The organism is Microcoleus sp. S1D4, from assembly GCF_036700765.1.
Taxonomy (GTDB): Bacteria; Cyanobacteriota; Cyanobacteriia; order Cyanobacteriales; family Microcoleaceae; genus Microcoleus.
The window spans coordinates 77,638-98,797 of the sequence record NZ_JAUBPP010000005.1 but is presented as its reverse complement, the minus strand read 5'-3'; the positions used below and the strand labels follow the sequence as shown (position 1 = coordinate 98,797).

16 protein-coding genes and 1 CRISPR repeat array are annotated in these 21,160 nt (G+C 45.4%); of the genes, 12 read left to right on the top strand and 4 right to left on the bottom strand.

What is annotated here, in order from left to right:
- The first annotated feature begins 249 nt into the window (after window positions 1–249).
- From QT998_RS07425 to cas2, 8 genes are all read left to right on the top strand, one after another.
- Complete coding sequence (locus QT998_RS07425; RefSeq protein WP_194070262.1) at window positions 250–447, top strand: hypothetical protein; 198 nt, start codon at window positions 250–252, stop codon at window positions 445–447.
- Between the two features lie 270 nt (window positions 448–717).
- On the top strand, window positions 718–4,140 hold the full coding sequence (gene cas10d / locus QT998_RS07420; protein ID WP_333116085.1) for a type I-D CRISPR-associated protein Cas10d/Csc3: 3,423 nt from the start codon (window positions 718–720) through the stop codon (window positions 4,138–4,140).
- A gap of 69 nt (window positions 4,141–4,209) precedes the next feature.
- On the top strand, window positions 4,210–5,223 hold the full coding sequence (gene cas7d / locus QT998_RS07415) for a type I-D CRISPR-associated protein Cas7/Csc2 (RefSeq protein ID WP_333116082.1): 1,014 nt from the start codon (window positions 4,210–4,212) through the stop codon (window positions 5,221–5,223).
- A gap of 5 nt (window positions 5,224–5,228) precedes the next feature.
- On the top strand, window positions 5,229–5,933 hold the full coding sequence (cas5d, locus tag QT998_RS07410; RefSeq protein WP_194070255.1) for a type I-D CRISPR-associated protein Cas5/Csc1: 705 nt from the start codon (window positions 5,229–5,231) through the stop codon (window positions 5,931–5,933).
- Window positions 5,934–6,133: 200 nt separating this feature from the next.
- Window positions 6,134–6,973 carry a CRISPR-associated endoribonuclease Cas6 gene (gene cas6 / locus QT998_RS07405; RefSeq protein WP_333116077.1) on the top strand — a complete coding sequence of 280 codons (840 nt, stop codon included), beginning with the start codon at window positions 6,134–6,136 and terminating at the stop codon, window positions 6,971–6,973.
- A gap of 106 nt (window positions 6,974–7,079) precedes the next feature.
- A complete protein-coding gene (cas4, locus tag QT998_RS07400; RefSeq protein ID WP_333092242.1) occupies window positions 7,080–7,676 on the top strand; it encodes a CRISPR-associated protein Cas4 in 597 nt (198 codons plus the stop codon).
- A gap of 323 nt (window positions 7,677–7,999) precedes the next feature.
- Complete coding sequence (gene cas1d / locus QT998_RS07395; RefSeq protein WP_333092241.1) at window positions 8,000–9,001, top strand: type I-D CRISPR-associated endonuclease Cas1d; 1,002 nt, start codon at window positions 8,000–8,002, stop codon at window positions 8,999–9,001.
- Window positions 9,002–9,003: 2 nt separating this feature from the next.
- Window positions 9,004–9,279 (top strand): CRISPR-associated endonuclease Cas2, encoded by a 276-nt coding sequence (gene cas2 / locus QT998_RS07390; protein WP_106150523.1) that lies wholly within the window; start codon window positions 9,004–9,006, stop codon window positions 9,277–9,279.
- 253 nt (window positions 9,280–9,532) lie between these two features.
- A CRISPR array of direct repeats spans window positions 9,533–11,051; the repeat unit is 37 nt; unit sequence GCCGCAATAAACTCCACTCCCTTCTAGGGATTGAAAC.
- A gap of 7 nt (window positions 11,052–11,058) precedes the next feature.
- Here the strand turns inward: cas2 and QT998_RS07385 are convergent.
- Together QT998_RS07385 and QT998_RS07380 are read right to left on the bottom strand one after the other, a co-directional pair.
- Window positions 11,059–12,261, bottom strand: coding sequence for a glycosyltransferase family 4 protein (locus QT998_RS07385; protein ID WP_333116075.1), 1,203 nt, complete (start codon window positions 12,259–12,261; stop codon window positions 11,059–11,061).
- Window positions 12,262–12,790: 529 nt separating this feature from the next.
- Entirely contained in the window at window positions 12,791–15,082 is a 2,292-nt protein-coding gene (locus tag QT998_RS07380; RefSeq protein ID WP_333092239.1) for an IMS domain-containing protein, read from the bottom strand.
- Window positions 15,083–15,343: 261 nt separating this feature from the next.
- On the opposite strand from QT998_RS07380, the gene pdhA reads away from it, so the two are divergent.
- Window positions 15,344–16,378 carry a pyruvate dehydrogenase (acetyl-transferring) E1 component subunit alpha gene (gene pdhA, locus QT998_RS07375; RefSeq protein WP_333092238.1) on the top strand — a complete coding sequence of 345 codons (1,035 nt, stop codon included), beginning with the start codon at window positions 15,344–15,346 and terminating at the stop codon, window positions 16,376–16,378.
- 112 nt (window positions 16,379–16,490) lie between these two features.
- Window positions 16,491–16,943 (top strand): clan AA aspartic protease, encoded by a 453-nt coding sequence (locus tag QT998_RS07370; protein ID WP_333092237.1) that lies wholly within the window; start codon window positions 16,491–16,493, stop codon window positions 16,941–16,943.
- 334 nt (window positions 16,944–17,277) lie between these two features.
- Here the strand turns inward: QT998_RS07370 and galT are convergent, their stop codons facing one another.
- Window positions 17,278–18,384 (bottom strand): galactose-1-phosphate uridylyltransferase, encoded by a 1,107-nt coding sequence (gene galT / locus QT998_RS07365; RefSeq protein ID WP_333116073.1) that lies wholly within the window; start codon window positions 18,382–18,384, stop codon window positions 17,278–17,280.
- Between the two features lie 289 nt (window positions 18,385–18,673).
- Complete coding sequence (locus QT998_RS07360; RefSeq protein ID WP_333092235.1) at window positions 18,674–19,180, bottom strand: hypothetical protein; 507 nt, start codon at window positions 19,178–19,180, stop codon at window positions 18,674–18,676.
- A 386-nt stretch (window positions 19,181–19,566) separates the two neighbouring features.
- Between QT998_RS07360 and QT998_RS07355 the strand changes: the two genes are divergently transcribed.
- The gene (locus tag QT998_RS07355) at window positions 19,567–19,809 is read left to right on the top strand and encodes a hypothetical protein (protein ID WP_194011923.1); all 243 of its coding nucleotides are present in this window, start codon (window positions 19,567–19,569) and stop codon (window positions 19,807–19,809) included.
- Window positions 19,810–19,939: 130 nt separating this feature from the next.
- Window positions 19,940–21,022 carry an ATP-dependent 6-phosphofructokinase gene (locus QT998_RS07350; protein ID WP_333116071.1) on the top strand — a complete coding sequence of 361 codons (1,083 nt, stop codon included), beginning with the start codon at window positions 19,940–19,942 and terminating at the stop codon, window positions 21,020–21,022.
- Window positions 21,023–21,160: the final 138 nt, after the last annotated feature.

The window sequence follows — 21,160 nt, the reverse complement described above, 5'->3', positions numbered from 1 at the left end:
CAATCCCTGATAGGGAATTTAAGCTCGTTACATCCTGTACACCGCAATACTTCTTTTCAATGCAAGCATAACACAAGGGGTTGAATATGTCAGCGCTAGTAAATAGTTGAATAATTCTCAGCTTATCAACTGCTTGACAGCAGCTATCGCAACTACTAGGTTGGGAATAAGCAAATTGCTGAAGCCCATAACTAGCAATAATTTGGGCTTATACAGTCGCTTGAAACAAACTAGAAGGTGAAAATAACCATGCGTGTCAAATTAACTAATCTCGATCGTTTGATCGGAGTCCTAAAAGACGGTAAGTGGCATTCTGGCGACGAGCTAGCCACCAAGGTTAGCTGGCGATTTGGACACACAGTCCACGAAGCTCGCAAGAAAGGCTACTCGATTGAAAAGTTAAAGGTTGCTCACAACCAATTTGAATATCGGATGTTGCAAGCCTAAACTATCTCGTCGCTCTTGGGGGATTTCTCTGACTCAACCAGAGAATCTCCCGTAAGGGAGGGAAGCTCATCATTAGCTTGCGGCATTAAGGTCAGGCGTAGGTAATCTCAACCCCGCTCTGTTAGAAAGCAAAACTTTTTTGCAGATCGCTGGTTAAGTCACTTAACAAAAACCATGCTAAAGCAGCTAGTTCTACCAAGGCTTCCCTCTCCTAATCTCCGATCTACATCTAGCAAGTCACAGCTTACATAGACTCCCTAGAGGCATAAAATGGCTAAAAAACGTCAAAAACCCGATGAAGAGTATCAACAACTCTCATTATTTGATATTCCAGTTAATTTGAACTCAGAACAATCGGATGATGCAGATGATGACTGGTTGCAAGATGAAAAATTAGCTTCGAGCTTTGAAACATCCGATCGCACAATCGAACCTCAAACTCGCGACTTGCTAACCCTCAAACTCTTGCGAGAAGCCATTCAGAGTGAAAATCCAGGCGATCGCGTCATGGCAGACTTCGCAGAATATGTCTTGCCAAATCTGCTGCGAGTTGCCATTGGCGTTACAGCCAAAGGCGGCAAATTTTTTGACGAACTCGATAAAAAGCAAGGAAAAGAGAATGTTAGACGGCATAATGCAGGCGATCAGTCCCTAAATACTCACCTGCTAAATGGATTATTTCCCGCTAATTTAATAGAACAGCGGTTAGAAAAACTCGATACCACCGTGCGGCGCTCCGTAGGAGAAAAAGAACGGCGGTTAGTAATTGCTGGATTTATTCTCCACGACTTTGAAAAATTCCCCGATGTCCCCAACGATTGTCGCAAGTTACCGCTAGAACAGCACCGTCAAATTATTGATGAAAAAGTTCGACAGTTAGGAATAGATAGCTTCATCAATCCCGACGATCCAGAGGCTTATGGAGAATATATTGACGATTTGCTCTGCCTTGCTTATAACGCTCAGCGGCGTTGGGATACTAACTGGAATTTTTCCGAATTTGGGTTAAATCCAGTGTTGCGCGATCGCACACTCCGCAGCCTCTCAGACTTAACCTGTTTAGCAGATTCCCTAGCATCTATTATCAAACATCCCCAAGATGCAGAAAATACCAGGCTCAATGAGTTAATCCACAGCCTCAGCGACGGGCAATTAAAATTTACTTATCACAGCATCGCTGAAAACAGAGGCGTACTTACTAACGTCGTCAATAACGCTTTAATGGAAGTGCATACGGCGCTGAATACCGACGCTTGCACCTACTATGAACCACTGCTTTACCTACCAACTGGTGTAATTTACCTAGCACGGCGGGATGCTCCTGCTATTTCAATTGCCGACTTACCCGAACGAGTAGTTAGCAAGATTAAACAACTCTGCGCCGGACAACTACAACGGCGACAAACTGGCTTTGGCAGAGATGGTAAAGGCATGAAATATGCCGAGTATTATAACCTGTTTTTTGATGCGTCAGATTTGATGCTAGTTGCCATCGCTGCTACGTTACGCATTCTCAAAATAGGGAAAAACTCTGTTGCAAAAAGTCGCAGCGATAATCTGATAAAATTTCAAAAACAGGATGTTTTGTCGGCCGATTACAACTTCAATTTTGACGACGATCTGAGGATTGACCAAATTGCTGAACTTGGCGACTTAGTGAGCCGTAAGATTTGGGGAGAACAGGTTAATACTATCGAAGCTGCACGCAAGAAAGACAAAAAACTACCCGCATTACCTCATCTAGATATTGTCGATGAAATTGCTAAGTTTTGGAACCTGTCCGACTATCTGCCAGCCCTGAGAGAAATTCAACGAATTAATGAACGCCTGAAAGAACTTAAGCTAAAAGGCAATACAGGAGGCGTTCCTTACGAATGGTACTATTTAGCAGCAAAGTACCTAGAACATTACCCAGGAATTGAGGATGTGCGGCAGGTTTGCGAACAGGCGATCGCCCACGTTTCCAAAATGATGAAGCCCATTCTTTCACAGTACAAATTGCCCGACGGTTGGGACGATTTGCGACTGTGGGTAACGCGGGTTGTCATGTTACCCGGAAATACACCATTGGACACAGCATCCAGTGACGTATTTTTAGATGAGTTGGAACGCTACCAACTCGCTAAGAAACAGGGTAGAGGAAGACAGTTAATCTGTTCAATTTCCCATTCAGCTTACACGGTGACAGAACAAATGGAATCAGCCGTTTTGTTCACGCCTCAAGTTTACACTAACAAACAAATGTTGGGAGGTTCTAACGCTAAACGCAATATTTCTAGTATTGCAGGTTTGGAAATGATGATGAGGCAAATTTTAATGAATCAAACTCAAGCTGTGGGCAAAAAATTTGAAGATGGCAAATATCGCTATCTCTATTTTTATCCCACATATTACTTCACCCCAGAGACAAATAAGTTTCTGCAAAAAGCCTACACTAGCATTGCCCAAACCCGCTTTGATACCAGCATTCGCAATCATTTTATCAGCAAGGATTTGCAAGCCGATTTTGGGCGCGAACGCTACCAAAGCATCGATAGTTTCCTAATCGATGAAAACATCGAACCAGGAAAAGACCGCACCTTCAAACTTTCCTATCCCGAAGACCAACCCCTAACATTTTACTTCATGGCGCTTCCGCCCGGCCGAGATGCAACTGATACCGAATCTTGGGTAATGCCAACTTGGCTAGCTTTTGCTTTTCCCATGATTCTAGATGTTAAAACCGTAGTTTCAGAGTCGCCAATTCCGCCTTTTAACGACGGTGCGGAATTTGAAGAAAGCGTATTTCTGGACAGTGTACCCCAAGCTTTTAGGGTGTTGACGAAGCGCGATCGCTTCCGCCTCGACTACATCCTAGAAGGATGGGAGGAAAACGGCAAATCTTATCCTGCACCTTTAAATGTCTTAACTGCTGCTTATGCCATTCATCTTGATGTTAATGCAAAACAAGGGAAGTCCGGTTATGACTCCAACTGGGGAAAGTTAACTGAACTCGCCACTGATTTTGAAACCAGCCCGCTTTATGTGTTTAGCTACCTAAATAAGTGGGTTCGGAAACAGAAAAATGAAACGGCGTCAATTCAAAAGATTAAGCTTTATGCTTATCATTTTTACCCTTGCTTTGACGCTTATGCCCAATATAATTTTATATCAGAGGAATGGATCGTGAGAGAACAATCAAGCCTAAATCACCCTGTCAATTTGACAGGATTATATCGCAAGTTCTATAAGGCTGACAAGTGGTATAATCCCAAAGCAAATTCTGTGTTAAAACCGATTGATATTGCAGCTAAAGTTGTCCTTGATGCCGATCCAAGTTTTGAAGGTGATGTCATATTACCTACTGTTATTGAGGAAAATCCAAGTTTTCAAAGTAAAGCATTAATTGCTACTGTTACTGGGGAAATATGCAAGCTGATGGATCGAGTTCATGCTAAAACTGCTAATGGACGCTGGGTATTTAATGCTCAACAACGTGATCTAGAACGAGAGGCGATTTTAGAGTTTGCTCGCTACTTTGTTGAGGAGGTATTTGAGAAATCATTTGCAGGCGATCGTGCTCGTTTAGCAGGTCGCCAAATCAACCTAATCCGAGATACCTGCGAATTCCTTTACCGTTTAGAGAATGACAAAGACAATCGTGATAGAGATGACAAATCTCCTGAGAAATCTCAGGAAGAAGGTGACGATTAAAGCTCAATCTTTTGTGCGATCGGCTACACGACAACTACAAAACTAACATTTTTACATAGGACACAAATCATGCCTTTCTTGAAAACAGTTGACTCTAAATTCTTCCACGCTAATATCCCCTACAAACCAATGGGTAAATATGTACATTTCCTGACTGTGCGAGTCACAGAATCTTATCCCCTATTTCAGACAGATGGAGAACTGAATAAAGCGCGGGTGAGGTCAGGAATTCAAGACCAAAAACCGATTAGCCGCTTGACCATGTTTAAGCGCAAGCAATCTACACCAGAACGTTTAGTCGGTCGCGAGTTGCTGCGTAACTACGGTTTTATGACCGCTGAAGACTGCGAATACAATGTCAAGTTTGCCATGAATAATCCTGATTGCATTATCTACGGATTTGCGATCGGTGACTCTGGTTCAGAAAAATCAAAAGTCGTAGTTGACACAGCATTTTCAATTACCGCTTTTGACGAATCTCACGAGACTTTTACCCTCAACGCTCCCTTTGAGAATGGCACAATGGCATCCAAAGGTGAATCTGGTTCAAAAGTCGGAGAAGTAACCAGTCGCATCAATCAGCAAGACCACATCAAACCGCAGATTTTCTTTCCTAGCATTGTCACCCTAAAAGACCCTACAGAAGCTAGTTTTTTGTATGTTTTTAACAACATTCTCAGAACAAGGCACTATGGCGCTCAAACCACCCGCACAGGTAGAGTCAGAAATCAGTTAATTGGTGTTGTATTTGCCGACGGCGAAATTACCAGTAACCTCCGCTGGACGCAAGCAATTTACGACAAATTGCAGGTTGAAGATAAACTTAATTCCAACAACCCTCTCAATGAAGATGATGTAATTGCCGCTGCTAGCGCTGCTATCGAAACATTAATGTCTGAGGAATTTATCGTGCATCAAGACTTTATTGGGGATAAGTTTACGCCATTAATTACAGAAGTTAAAGCTATTATTGGCCATGAAGATGAACTCAAAAAGATGTTGAAAAAAGCTGATGATGAAGCTAAAGCTTACGCGAAGAAGCATATCAAGGGTAAGGCAGGATCTATAGCAGCAGCGGAATAAAAACAATGGCTATTATATATCGCTGTCAAATCGAGTTGCACGATAGCCTTTATTTTGCAACTCGCGAGATCGGGAGACTTTACGAAACAGAGCCAGTAATTCACAATTACGCACTTTGTTACGCCCTCGGTTTGGTGGATAGCGCCATCTATTCTACCACCGTGGCTGAAGAAGATTCCTATCGCTATTTTTGTCCCGAACAAATTCCTAAATACGAGCAGCATTTAACGGCGCTCAACCAACAGGGGATTTATGTAACTCCGGCGCGATCGATCTCTCACGCATCCACTCTCAATACATGGAAATACGCCAACAACAACTATCACGTTGAGATGGAGAAAACCCAGAAAAATATCCCCAGTTTTGGCAGAACTAAAGAAATTGCACCGGAAAGCAAATTTGAGTTTTTCATAATCTCAGAAAAGTCTCTGAAACTGGCGAAATGGATTCGTCTGGGAAAGTGGATGAGCAAAGCTGAGTTAACGACTGAAGAAATGGGCAATGGCGATAATCGCAAAAATGGCGATTTTATTTTTCCTTATTTGCTCAATCCCTTAGATGTGATGTTTTCCCATCAAGTCCTCAGCTACGACGTGGTGAATATGCCGCCCGTAAGTTTGATTCAAAATATCAAAATTCGCGGTCAACATTACCAGTTTGAAAACCTCAGAATTCCAGCTTGTATGGAATATCGCTTTCGGGCGAGTTAAATTTCAAAAAGGTTCGCAGTGAGAACTAAAATTTTCACTATAAACTTACTGAGTTAGGACTTACGCACGGGGCAGAAACCGGGTTTTTATGAAAATCCTTCGTTGTTACCTGCAGATTAGGTAAAAAACCCGGTTTCTTTGGCCTTGCACAAATCCTGTAAATTTTCTTTTTTCCATACCAACAAATGAGCTAGCAAACTATGCCGCACAGCCTGATCCTCAACCTCCTCCCCCTCTCCCCAATATCCCCCGGATACCTAACGGGAAGACACCTCCACGCCCTCTTTCTCACTCTCGTGAGCTCCGTTGACAAAGAACTTGGCAACTACCTGCACGAAGCAGCAGCAGATAAGGCTTTCACCCTCAGCCCTTTACAAACTAAAAAATGCCCTTTCAAAAAACACCATACCTTGCAATGGGAACACTCACAACCCATTCCCGAACATACCCTTTGTTGGTGGCGAATTACTCTTCTCGATGACTCTCTATTTGGTAAATTAACTCAACTTTGGCTGAATCTTAATCCCTCGAAACCGTGGCATCTGGGCCCTACTGATTTGATGATTACTAAGATTTTGGGAACGCCACAAGTAGATATGCCTTGGGCTAATGCTTGCGATTACTCTCAATTGTACGATCGCGCTTCTGACACTAATCGAGCGATCGCCTTTAGCCTCGCTACTCCAACATCTTTTCGTCAAGGGAAATTTGATTCAGTTTTGCCCACGAGAGAATGCGTTTTTAACAGGCTTCTCACTCGCTGGAACAAGTACAGCGGTATTGAGATTTCTCCGCTGTCGCTCGATGCACTTTTTCCGAGTTTTGTCAATATCAAAACAGAAGTTACGAGTAATTATCACAGCAATTTTATCGGAGTTGTTGGGGAAGTTACTTATCGAATCTTGGGAGATGTGGAACCGTTGGCTATTAAACAAATTAATGCTTTGGCTGATTTTTCCTTGTACTGCGGGTTGGGGAGAAAAACACCGATGGGCATGGGTATGACGCGCCGAATTTTTGTTAAGAATTCTCAAGATTGAAGCAGAAACCAATAGGGTGAAGTCAACGTTTTAGTTAGGTTCGTCCTTGCTTTGCGAGGACGATCGCAATGACAAATAAGAATTTTAAGCACAAATTATTGAGATTATGAATGATACTGATGATTACATTTCGATCGCATCTTTGAACCAATACTCCTACTGCGCCCACCGCTGCTGGCGGATGTTTTGCGCGGGGGAATTTGCGGAAAATCAGTATACCGTAGAAGGGACGAGTTTGCACGAGCGGGTTCACACTATGGGAGAACTTAATCGCGATGAAACTTGGCAAGTTCGGGCGATTTGGCTGAAGTCGGAACGCTACAGGCTGATTGGTAAGTCGGATTTGATTGAATCGGAGAATGGCGAGATTTATCCGGTTGAATACAAGCGCGGTAAGAAGGGGGAATGGGATAATGACGAGTTGCAAGTGTGCGCGCAAGCTTTGTGTTTGGAAGAGATGACGGGGAAAACAATTCAAACCGGATACGTCTATTACGCGCAGTCGCACCAGCGGCAAAAAGTCGAGATTTCTGAGGATTTGAGACAGGAGGCTGTGGTGACTATTTCGGCTATTCAAATTTTGTTGGGAACTGGCAAAATGCCGCCTGCAAATTACAGTAAACGCTGTCAGGGATGCAGTTTGTACGCTCAATGTTTGCCGCAGGTGAGTAACAAGATTCTTCGCTATCAAGAAGCCAGCTAAGTTGATAAATTGCAGTTTGTTTTAACTGAAAAGTTGGATCGATTTTAATTGGGTATTTCGGGTGGGGAATGCCGGGTTTATTTCAATTGTTGGCGAGTGTTAGAACCGACTCGATCTATGAAACTGGGGTTGATATCAAATCCGGTAGCATCGGAATGACTCAGATATATATTCTCGGACTCTGTGTACTCTGCGGTTAAATCATTCCAATCCAAACGGAAACGATATGAAACCCCTGGCGGACTTGCGGACTAGCCAAGCATCCCCTGGCGGACTGGCTCACAAATCAAAAGACAACTAATATATAACTTGAGGACTCAAAGATGGGAACACTTTACATCAATCAAGAAGACGCTTTTATCGGCAAAGTTGACGAACGCATTGTGGTAAAATGCAATAATAAAATATTGCAAGAAGTGCCTTTAATTCATTTAGATGCAATTGTTATTTTGGGACGGGCTACTGTTTCCCCAGCGGCGATTGCAGAACTTCTCAAACACAAAGTTTCCTTGACTTTTATCTCGGAGATGGGCGAATATCTCGGCACGCTAGAACCGGAATTAACCAAAAACATTTTCGTCCGCGATGCTCAATGGAAAGCTGCGGGAGAAACTCCTCAAGCTATTCACGCTGTTCGCGGATTTATTCGAGGTAAACTGAAAAATTACCGCTACAGTTTGTACAAAACTCAAGGTCATTATTCGGAACTAAATTTGCAACCAGCGATGACTGTAATTCAGCATGTTATCAACAAGCTGAACAAGGTTGATAATATAAATTCTCTGCGCGGGCTGGAAGGTGCGGGAAGTGCAGCTTATTTTGGAGTTTTCAATCAACTAATTCGCGCTGAGGGATTTGTTTTTAAACCCCGACACAGACCCGCGATAGATTCAGTAAATTCTTTGATGAATTTCGGTTACACTCTCTTGCGTCGCGATGTGCAAAGTGCGATCAATATTGTTGGTTTCGATCCTTATTTAGGATACCTCCACGTTCAGCGCTACGGCCGCGTTGGACTGGCTTTTGATTTGATGGAGGAATTTCGGGCTTTAGTTGTCGATAGCGTGATTTTAAATGCTATCAACAATCGGATATTGACTCCCAATGATTTTACTGTAGAACCTCTGAGCAATGTGGTGCGACTCTCAGAAGGTGGGCGCAAAGAATTTCTGAAGCTGTATGAAAAGAAAAAACAGTCAGAGTTCAAGCATCCTGTTGTGGGGCGCAAGTGCACTTATCGCGAAGCTTTTGAAATTCAAGCGCGACTGTTGGCGAAATATCTGATGGGCGAAATCGACCAATATCCACCTTTAGTTTTGAAATAATTATGCACATTCTGATTTCTTACGATATCCCGGAAGATAAGCGGCGGACTAAAGTTCACAAAATTCTCAAATCCTACGGGCAGTGGATGCAGTACAGTGTGTTTGAGTGTGCGGATTTGAGCGAAACGCAGTATGCTAAGTTGCGATCGCGCTTGGCTAAATTCATCAAGCCTCCAGAGGACAGTATCCTATTTTTTCCGTTGTGCGCTTGCTGTCAAGGTAAAATTGAGCGCATTGGTGGGGTAGTTCCGATCGATCGAACTATTTTCTTTGCATAAAAATTCGCCAACCTGTAGGTGTAAAATTTGGGGGGTCAAATTTGTAGGCTCTAATCTATATAGAGTAAGGGTTTGATGCTCCCTCTCCGAAAAATAGGTTGGCGAAATCGCTAGGACTGTTGCTGGATAAGGATTTTAAGTTGAGGTGCGATCTATGGTATTGACAGAGCGAAAGCTGAAATGGTATTCTCTGAGGAGGTTGGCGAAACTGAACCTTGAAAACCAAATAGAGCAATGGTTTCACACACCGGCGGCCGCAATAAACTCCACTCCCTTCTAGGGATTGAAACAATTCTGGCCGCTCTAATGGGTCGGGGATTGGTAAGTTTTCCTGCCGCAATAAACTCCACTCCCTTCTAGGGATTGAAACCTGAATATTTGGGTTTTGGGCTGCTGACAAAATTAGCCGCAATAAACTCCACTCCCTTCTAGGGATTGAAACACTGATCGAATCACGAGAAAATTTTCAACGTCTCTAGCCGCAATAAACTCCACTCCCTTCTAGGGATTGAAACGTTCGTAAACTTACCAGTTAGTATTATGTGTACAGCCGCAATAAACTCCACTCCCTTCTAGGGATTGAAACAACATTATTGCTGGTCTGCTTTTTATGCTGTTGGCATGCCGCAATAAACTCCACTCCCTTCTAGGGATTGAAACTTTTAACAACAGCAATTTTTTAGATCCATTTTTTCAAGCCGCAATAAACTCCACTCCCTTCTAGGGATTGAAACCCAGACGACTACAGCTTGCTCGATCTCAAAACGATAGCGCCGCAATAAACTCCACTCCCTTCTAGGGATTGAAACTTAAAAATTTATTAGCGTCTATCAGTTTCTCGGGAGCCGCAATAAACTCCACTCCCTTCTAGGGATTGAAACAAATTCATTGCCTAAAGCTCACACGATCGCCAATTTTGCCGCAATAAACTCCACTCCCTTCTAGGGATTGAAACATAAGACTCTAACTGTTGTGGTGACTGGGTTTCGCCGCAATAAACTCCACTCCCTTCTAGGGATTGAAACTAATTGAGCATTAGCTAACTTCAGATTTTCATTTAGCCGCAATAAACTCCACTCCCTTCTAGGGATTGAAACTGATGGTGAACTATGTAAATTCTTTTGTTAAGGGCCGCAATAAACTCCACTCCCTTCTAGGGATTGAAACTGAAGGTTGGGATAGGTTATCTCGTCGTCGAACGCCGCAATAAACTCCACTCCCTTCTAGGGATTGAAACTATTTATATAGCAAAGCTGAAATGTTTGGCCAGTAATAGTAGCCGCAATAAACTCCACTCCCTTCTAGGGATTGAAACCATTCAAAGGTCGATTGCGTTGAGTCAAAGTCAAAAGCCGCAATAAACTCCACTCCCTTCTAGGGATTGAAACTGCAATATCTCATAGCATGATTGATTGCAAGCCAGCACATATAAGCCGCAATAAACTCCACTCCCTTCTAGGGATTGAAACCAAGCCGGAGTTGGAAGCTCCTGCTTGAGCGTTAAAAGCCGCAATAAACTCCACTCCCTTCTAGGGATTGAAACTTAAGCTCTCATTTATTTTCTCATTCTTTAATCGCGCCGCAATAAACTCCACTCCCTTCTAGGGATTGAAACTTAATGAAATTTTAGTTTCCTTGAAACTTGCGAAACCTCCTGCCGCAATAAACTCCACTCCCTTCTAGGGATTGAAACGTTGTTAGCAGTGATAGCAGTGATAGCAGTGATAGCAGTGATGCCGCAATAAACTCCACTCCCTTCTAGGGATTGAAACTGCCAAACTATAAAATTATTGGCTCAAAAATAGATCGATCCTCACCCTGTTTATCCCCTCCAATAACCTCAAACAATCGATCGACTCCACAGCGCCAAGAAAAATGTTCAGCCACAAAACCAGGCCCCGCAACCCTAGCTTTGGCAGCTATTCCAGGCTGTTCGATCGCCCGGAGCATCAAATCAGTCAAATGTTCCCACTCAGGAGCTAACATAAATAAGGTTTCCCCATCAACAACCACAGCCGTAAATTTACTCTCTATCCGCAGCGCAAAATCCGATCGCGTAAAATCATCCGTAGGGCCGCCAGCAGTGCAGATGACCAGCAAACCGCAAGCCGCAGCCTCCAACACCGGCAGATTAAAACCTTCCGCCAAATAGGGAGAAACATAAACATCCGCAGCTTGGTACAACTCAGCGACTTGAGCAAAAGATAGCTGCGTCCCAGTATAAATCAACCTCGGTAAAACCCTCGCTCTTTCGGCATCGTCGAGCACCACTCGACAGGCTTCCGCAATCTCATCTCTGGAAGGATAAAGCAGTTCAGAACCTTTTAAAACCAATCTCGCATGGGGATATTTGTCAACCACCGCAGCAAAAGCTTTTAATAAAGGGCGAATACCTTTGCGATCCGTTTGTCCGCCGATGTTTAAAAATATAAAATAGTTTGACCAGCCCAAATTGTCCCTGAGCGATTGACGCCGATCGCCCTTTGCCGGATAATAAATCTGAGGATCGACTCCCAAAGGTACAACAGCAATGCGATCGGCCTCAACCCCGCTGCGAATTAAGCCCGCCTTTGACCACGCCGAAGGTGTAATAATTTTTACTTGTGAATTAACCGGAGTTTGGGCGATCGACCTTACCCCCATCGCATCCAATACACTGCGGGTAACAATCCCCCATTCTGTCGCTGCAAATACCCAAGTTTCGGCGCTGCTGGATACTGAAAAGTCCCACGGACAGTGCATTCGCAGCGTCACGTCGGCTGACTGATTTACCGCAGGGCTCGGAATGCTGCGGAGTAATGTTTCATTTGGGCGATCGAACAAACTAATTTTTGTTTCCCAAGCTGCGTCTATGTAGGGCATATCGCGGTGGAAAAGTTCTATTTCTTTTCGCGGGCGAGCCAGCATTTCTAGCAGTTGAAATTGATTTGCTATGCAGTAGGAATGATATATAAAACGCCAGCCTTCAACAATAATCTGCACTTTACAACTCCCGCTTTTAGAATTAAAATTTTAAATAATTATCACCAATTGGTAATTAGCCATTATCAAGTATAGCAATCCTAAATGATTGTCTGTAGGGACACGGCAGTGCCGTGTCCCTACAGATGGATTTTGGGGAAATCACATTTATGTTCGCCACACGTGATAATGATTTAGGATTGCTATATAAATCAAGTAAGTAGTTACAAATACACATTCGATGGGGAGGGCGAGTTTTGCATTCATCTTCTAGCTTGTATCAGATATTCTTCGCTAAAGCCGCCCCTACAATATCCTATGTTTTTTATCTTTACCTATTTACTAATTTGTGTCCGCTTGAGGCTAAAACCTTTGAAAAATCTCGCTTTTAGTTAAGTTTCGATCCCTTGAAAAAAGGGGGTACAGGAGCCTTTTCAAAGTCCCCCTTTTTAAGGGGGATTTAGGGGGATCGAGGCTCGGCTGTAAACGATAACTACAAAGGTTTTAGGCTTAATTTGACACCAATTCCCAATTCCCAATTCCCAATTCCCTACTTCATCACTTGCCAATCCATAATCCGCCACTGTCCATCTTGACGGATTAAGTCGTAGCGCACGCGCAGGTCTTCGTTGCGAGAACTAACTAGCCGATCGCCATCGAACACTTTAGCTTTTTCTGTTACTTGGGCTTCTACTTGCGCGCGATCGGGATTAGTCGGATTTGTCGTAACCCCTTTAACTTGCAGGCTGTGCTGGTAACTCTGGTAGGCGTTGTTTTTCTGTTGAGCGTCTGCCATCAGTTGCCAGCGAGACAAAGCAGGTTCTGTGAGAACTTGCTTTAATTCTTCGACAGCGTGGTTAGGGCCCAAAGCCGCCGCTTTCGCCGACAGCCAGCTTTCAACTATTTGTTTGGCTGCTGCCTCAGTGACTACTCCCGACACTGCCGCGTTCGCCTCAGGAGCCGGGGAAGCCGCCGGGATTTCGATGGGCGGTGCTTCTAGGCTGAGCAAGGGTTGCTCTTCTCGCACGGATTGTAGGGCATTCGCCAACAAACTGAGTATTAACCACAGGATTAAGAGGCTCAGGACACCTCCGGCGACAAACAGAGCTAGCCTGTTTGGAGGCATGGACTTGACTTGGGCGGAAATTTGTGCTGCTTTGGTGCGTGTCCGATCGACTAAATCGCCTGCTAGACCCTGGCCAGTCGCTCCGCTGCGCCCGCTGGAACCTGTGCGCCTCCGGGTGGAGGTCGAGGCTGTGGGTCGTGGCGCTGTAGTTGTCGGGAGAGAGACGGCGGAGACCGCGCCTAGTGCTGCTGCCGTTGCGTGGTCTTTCGGGGCTGAGGCTGCGGTAGAGCTGTCTGCCGGTACGGGGGTCAAGGTAACGCTACTGGCTCCCTGTTGGGCTGCTGGGGGCTGTGGGGGTGCGGATCGGCGATCGCCCGTTGGTTGCAGTCGTCCCTGGGGTTTGCCCGATCGGGGCTGCACCACAACCCATTCGTTGGCCGTTTCTGCATCCGAAGGCAAAGCTTCTAGATAAGCTTGGACTTTCGGGTCAGCAAAGTAATCTTTCAAGGAGACTGGCTGATTTGCCAAGTCGCGGAAGTGTGGAAACACTTCTTCTTGCAGCCAGTGTTCAGCGTACAAGCACAGTCCCGGCAACAAATCGGGAGAATCTTGGGAATGTTCGCGAATAAAAGCGAGGGGTTCTTTTTCGGAACTGAGTTCTAGGGCTCTGCTGGCTTCTTCTGTTTGGCCCAGCAGCAGCGAACACACGGCTTTTTCGAGGTGAACGTCTTGGCGACGGCCGAGCTGCATCAGCATCAGCTTAGCGCGGCGGATCATCGCAGGTGCTCTGGTGGCAAATCCTTGGGCTAACAGGGTGTAAACCGACAGGTAAGTAGCGACTGCTGAAGGGCGACCGGCTTCGGCTTCAAATAGAGTCTGCTGTTCGCTGCTGGTTAGGTGTTTCCGCAGTTGCTGGACGAAGCGGAGGAAGTCTTCTATGCCTAAACCGGAGCGATCGTCCCCCGAGCCGTCGATGCCCTCCCGTTCTTCGAGCATTTCCCGCAGGATTTGCAGTCCCTGACGGCGCTCGGCGACTTTTTCTTCCGGGAGCGAGAGTAATTCTAAAATGTTGTACGGACGGAGTTTGTATATATCGGCTTGCATTTCACCCCTCACGCTTGGAAATAGGCTTTCGCGCAGCAGCAGTTCTTGACCTGCTTCTAATGATTTGGCGGCATTTTGGTATTGACCTTGCTGCCACTGTTCGCGACCGAGTTCTAGACACGCAAGACTTACTGTTAAAACTATATCCGGCCGCACGAGCTGGGGCTCGCCGAAGCGGCCTTCCTCGATCGCGATGCTGCCATTGTTGAGATACGGGCGACCCAGTTTCTGTACGAGTTCGTATTCTCCCAGTTCTTGCAGTACGAGCAGGGCTCCTACGAATTGGTTGTCATCGATTTCAATACTTGGAGTGTGGGGGTCGGGAGCGGCGTCTAAAGCCTTAGATTCTGCCGGAGCAGTTTCTCCTGCATCTTGCAAAACAGTGGCCGGCCCATTTGAGGTTTTTAACCTCTGCTTGGCTGCAATTGCTGCTTCCGACTCTCGATCGTATGTTTTGGCTAAAAAACTCGCATCATAAGCTTTGCGCGCGTCTGAGTCTGACAGAACGGCGCAGGCTTCATCGATCAATTGTTTGCGGGCGACGATCGCAACTTCGGAATACTCCCGACGCGGAAGCTGTAAAGTTCGATCGCGGTGAGCCTGCTGCAACTGTTCGGCAGTAGCTTGAATCGGTAGACCCAAAATCCGGTAGTAATCTAGTGGAATTAACACTACGTCCACTTCCCCAAAGCGCTAGCAACTAAATTAGCCTATCTTAGCTAAGGTTGGTTTTTAACAAAAGCATTAGTGACAACTTAGTCGGGTTTCTGCAAGAGTCCGTGCTGTCGGAGCGGCACGCCAGCCCCCTGCTTCCCTGATTTTAACAACTTCCCAACAGCAGGGCGAGAAAATTTTCGACCATTTTCTGCTGGGTTGTGTCCTCTGTCGGTTTACATTTAAATGTTTAAGTAGGCGATCGGGTATTAATTTTTTATGGCTGAGGAACGGATTTTACCAGTTTTTGACGCACAGAGCGTAACTATTTCTCGCGAAGAGGGCTTGATGCTCTACGAGGATATGGTTTTGGGGCGTTTGTTTGAAGACAAGTGTGCTGAGATGTACTACCGGGGCAAAATGTTTGGTTTTGTCCACTTGTACAACGGCCAGGAAGCGGTGTCTACTGGCGTGATTCGATCGATGCGCCGCGATAGTACGGATTACGTCAGCAGCACCTACCGCGATCACGTTCACGCTTTGAGCGCGGGCGTACCAGCGCGGGAAGTGATGGCGGAGTTGTTCGGGAAGGAAACCGGTTGCTCGAAGGGCCGGGGCGGTTCGATGCATATGTTTTCGGCCGAACATCGGCTGTTGGGAGGCTATGCTTTTGTGGCTGAGGGAATTCCGGTAGCTACGGGGGCGGCTTTTCAATCGAAGTACCGGCGCGAAGCTTTGGGCGATGAGAGTTCCGATGGCGTGACTGCTTGTTTTTTTGGTGATGGTGCTGCAAATAACGGGCAATTTTTTGAATGTTTGAATATGGCTGCTTTGTGGAAGTTGCCGATTCTTTATGTTGTGGAAAACAACAAATGGGCGATCGGTATGGCCCACGAGCGAGCCACTTCTGACCCCTTGATTTACAAAAAAGCTCATGCTTTTGGCATGGCTGGATTCGAGGTTGACGGGATGGATGTTTTGGCGGTGCGGGAAGTCGCCAAGGAAGCTGTAGCGCGGGCGCGGGCTGGCGAAGGCCCGACTTTGATCGAGGCTTTGACTTATCGCTTTCGGGGTCATTCCTTGGCCGATCCTGATGAGTTGCGCTCTAAGGAAGAGAAGGAATATTGGTTCCCCCGCGATCCGATTAAGAAGTTGGCTGCTGATTTGATCGATCGCACTTTGGCTACTGCTGAAGAATTAAAAGCGATCGACAAAAAGATCGAAGCTGTAATTGATGATGCGGTAGATTTTGCCGAGAAGAGTCCCGAACCCGACCCGAGCGAATTGTATCGGTATATCTATGCTGAAGATTAGTAGTTAGTTCGCGATAATTTGCGTTGAATTGCAGCCGCAGGTGTTAACCTGTGGCTGCCCGCATTTCAAGCTATAATCGAAGGTAGACTTTCTGTAGAAAAAGAGAGGCGCTATGATAAATATCGATCGCAATTGGAGTCAAATAACCAAAAATATGGGTGCAGTTCGAGTCAAGGTCAAGCTAACGAATGCCATTGATGAAGGCTTAGTGAGTCGAGGATTACTCAAACCAAATCTTGTGCGAGTGTACGAAGCAGAAGCACTGATAGATACTGGTGCAGTACGCACAGCAATTCCTGTAGAAGTTTGCGAACACCTTGGTTTGAGAATTCGGAGTCAGGAAATAGCAAAATATGCTGATGGCAGACAAGAAACAGTAGGATTGACTGGGCCTATGATTATTGAAATGGCAGGGCGGGAGACGATCGAGGCCGCAATGGTTTTAGGCGATATCGTGCTGATAGGTCAAACTGTCTTAGAAACTTTAGACTTGCTGGTAGATTGCAAAAATCAGCGTTTAGTTCCAAATCCCGAAAATCCCGAAAGAGCTGTGTTGAGAGTATAAAAACCATATTCATGACACCTCATAAACCCGGTTTTTTCATAGATATATGACAATCTTAAGTGAACCGTATTGGTTCGTCGTGAGGACTTCACTTCTTCTGAAAAAAGGTTCGTAGTAAGGATTTTAGGATCGACAACTTAATAACTTAAATACCTCCTACAGTTCTCTCTACTGTAAGTTGCCTTCCTCAAAGGAGGCAGAGCCTCCGCACCTGCATTACTAGGCAGAGCGAAAGTAACGAGCAAGGTTCCCCCTGGGACTTTAGTTTTTCTTAAAAAAGTGTTTAATAAAGAAGAACTAAAGTCATCACTACAAACTAAATTGAGCGAGGTTATTAATAGAGATTGACAGATACGGCTTGCAATTCTTGAGCTTTTTCTTCCGGTAAAGCATCGTTAACAAACATTCCCGCTGCGAGTTCGGTTCCCGCTAGGTATTTGAGCCGATCGCGCGATCGATAGGGTGGATAAAACTCAGCGTGCAAATGTGCCTCTGGGTGAGGCTTTCCGTCTGTGGGCGCTTGAAACCAAGCCATCAAATAAGGAAATGGGCGGTGCCACAAACCATCATATTTAAGGGCGACTGTTTTTAAGGCCTTGGCAAGTCCTTGACGCTGTTTTTCGCTAAGATCGATAAATGTGGCAACCGGTGCGATCGGCGCAATCCACACTTCGTAAGGGTAGCGGGCGCAAGCGGGCACAAAGGCGATCGCATATTCATCTAAATACAGAATTCGCTGTTTGTCTGAAATTTCCTTTTGAATCAAATCTTGCAGCAAACCGCTGCTGTTTTTTTGATAGTAAACCGACTGACATTCTAACATCCGCGCCGGCACCGGTGGCACGAACGGATAAGCATAAATTTGACCGTGGGGGTGGTGCAAAGTTACTCCAACTTCTACGCCGCGATTTTCAAAAGGCAAGACATATTGAATTTCGGGATTGCTGCTGATAACTGAAGTGCGATCTGCCCACACTTCTAACAACAATTCTAAGTGGCTTAATTCCAAAGAACCCAACGAAGCCAGCGGATCTTGAGTAAAAACGACAACTTCACAAACGCCGTTAGCCGGCGCAGTTTCCACAATATGTGTAGGCGCATTATTTGCCTGGAAACTCATCGATGGAAAGCGGTTGTCAAAAACAGCTATATCGTAATTTCCTCGTGGCAATTCTGTCGGAAATCTGGGATTAATTGTAGCAGCCAGCGGGTTATATTCCGGCGGTGGCATGAAAGTTCTTTCCTGACGGTGGCTGGCATATGCTACCCATTCCCCCCGCAAGGGATGCCAGCGAAAGTGCGGGTTGGCTTTTACAGGTTCATTGCTGGGACTTACGGCGGCGATGCCTTTTGGAATTGGGTGGCGGCTGTACAGTGCGATCGGGCGGCCGTCGGGTTTTCGCAATGTTTGGCGGTACATTTTTTGTGGGCGATCGAGCATTTTTAATATATTTTATTCCTAAGTTTCCTCAAATGTGTTAAAAATGACCGGGCTTGCTCGCGATCGGCTTACAGGCCCGTTAAAAAAACTGTCCGAACTTTTGATGACTGTTAATTAATGGGATATGGCTAGTATTCAGAGGGCGGTATAGCGGTTCGATCGCGTGGTGAGGTATGCCCTATGCCCTATGCCCTATCCCCTATCCCCTATCCCGGATAGTACCTCAGATGAGAGATCGAAAGGCTATATCTCTGCGATATGCCCTGTAAAAACTGCTTTCTTTGTACTTTTATTTTGTCGATTTTTGCGCCTTGTTTTCGGGTTCTACTGATTGCAAAGCTCCGTCGAGAATTGTCCGCGCTTCCTCAGCTTGGCTCCTAGCTTCTCGATAGCGGACGTTAGCTTGAGCGAAGGTTTTGAGAACTTTGAAACCGTCTTTGAGACGACCAATTTCTTCTGCCGTCACAGACTCATCTGTAAACAAAATGTCGATCGCCTCCCGGATTTTGAGTGCTTCTTCGCGGGATTCCATGACTTTCAATTTGAGACTTGCCAAATTGCTCAAAATCTGCACCGCTTCAGTAATTGCGTCTTCGCCATCCGACGCGGCATCTTCGATCTCCTTAACTTCAACAAACTGCTTGGGCCCAAATCCTTCTGCGAGCTCTGTAGGTAGCTGACCTTCATCCATCAGCAGCATCAGCTTATCCATCGCTTGTTCGCGGGCTTTGACTGAATCTTTCCCTCTGACAGTTAAAATAATTTCGGGGCTTTGAGGGAGTGTATAGCGAACCATATTTTGACCACAAGTGTGCGACAACAATTGAATGATATTTTATCTTTATTCGATCGCCTGTTGCAGCGATCGTTCCGCTCCATTCCCCACCGCTGGCCAAAATTTGACGCCCTTAAAATGGATGCAAGCCCCCAATTTAAGTCATGGAGAAAGAAAATTTTTCGCTCCAGCTTGAAGATTCCAGATTCAGCGGGAGAGCAAATCTTAAATCTTCAACGCCCCAATCTAAAATCGACTGACATCGTTTCCGGTTGCATCGGAATCATAAAATCGAGTCAAAAGTTAACAGTCAACAATCAACAGTCAACAGCCAACAGTCATCAGTCAACAGCCAACAGTCAACAGTCAACAGTTGACACATATACACTCAAAAGGAACTATTGACCATGAAAGATAAAATTCTTAACTTTATCAACTTGATTTTAGTAGCTGATGTGTTTTTCGTCTTTGCTATTTTTGGGTGGTTTGCGATCGCCGTAGTTGGGCGATCGACCGGAGTGAATCTCGGTTTCGATTTGTGGTACAGTCTCTGGCAGCCCGTATTCAATCCCGCCCTCGGAATTCTCATGGGCGGTGCAATTCTCAGCGGTATCATTAACCAAGTTTCTAAACGCCTCAATCCCAAGTAAAATTTATATTGTATTTGAGACGGTGATTTGGGAGGCTAGAGCCGCTAAATTACGTCGCAAATAAGGATTGGACGATCGGGATCTCAAAAAATCAACCCATGTTCTGAGTAACAAAAGTCTGGCATAAATTATGGGAGAACAAAAGTGTATCGGCATTCTCACTAGCGGAGGTGACTGTGCAGGTTTAAATGCCGTGATACGAGCCGTTGTTTACCGCGCAACGGGAACTTACAATTGGAAAGTAATGGGAATTCGTCAAGCCACCAACGGATTGATGAGTCGTCCCCCGGAAGCAATTCCTTTGAATATTGAGAAAGTAGACTCTTGGCTCACCATTGGCGGTACAATGCTGGGCACGACAAATAAGGGCAACCCTTTTGCTTTCCCGATGGCTGACGGAACTGTGCGCGATCGCTCCGATGATATTATTCAAGGCTATCATCAACTCGGTCTGGATGCCTTAATTGGCATAGGTGGCGATGGTAGTCTCGCCATTCTCAGGAAGATTGCTCTCGAAGGTAATTTGAATTTAGTTGCTATTCCTAAAACTATTGATAATGATGTCGGAGTTACCGAGCGTTCGATCGGTTTTGATACTGCTGTCAATATTGCTACAGAAGCACTAGACAGATTGCATTTTACTGCGGCAAGTCACAGCCGCGTGATAATTGTTGAAGTCATGGGACGCGACGCCGGACATATTGCAATTAGTGCCGGAATTGCTGGGGGAGCTGATATCATTTTGATTCCCGAAATTCCTTACAAAATTTCCGAAATCTGTGCCAAAATTCAAGAACGCCAACAACGCGGAAAAAACTACTGTTTAGTTGTAGTAGCGGAGGCAGTTCGCACAGAAGCAGGCGAATTAGTAATGCACACAAATCGCTTAGGTCAAAGTCGATTAGGCGGAATCGGTCAGTATTTAGCTGATACAATTTCGGAATGTAGCGGTGCAGAAACCCGCGTCACGGTTTTGGGACACACTCAACGCGGGGGAACACCTTCTTCGCTAGAAAGATTAATTGCTTCTGCTTTTGGCGTCGCAGCAGTTGATTTAATTGCCGAAGAGAAATACGACTGCATGGTATCTTGGCAGCAGCGAGAAGTTGTCAGCGTTCCGTTGGAAGATGCGATTTCCAAATATAGACCGGTAGACTTCAACGGTACTTTGGTTAAAACGGCCCGCGGTTTGGGAATTTGTTTGGGAGATTAGACAATTATTTGTCTTAGTTCTCAAACAGTAGCAAAAATCAAGAAACCGGGTTTTTTGGCAATAGAGGGTTTTTGGCTAGTATTTATACCATTTCTCTAAAATCATGCAATACTCTCCGACCCCCCCTAGCCCCCCCTT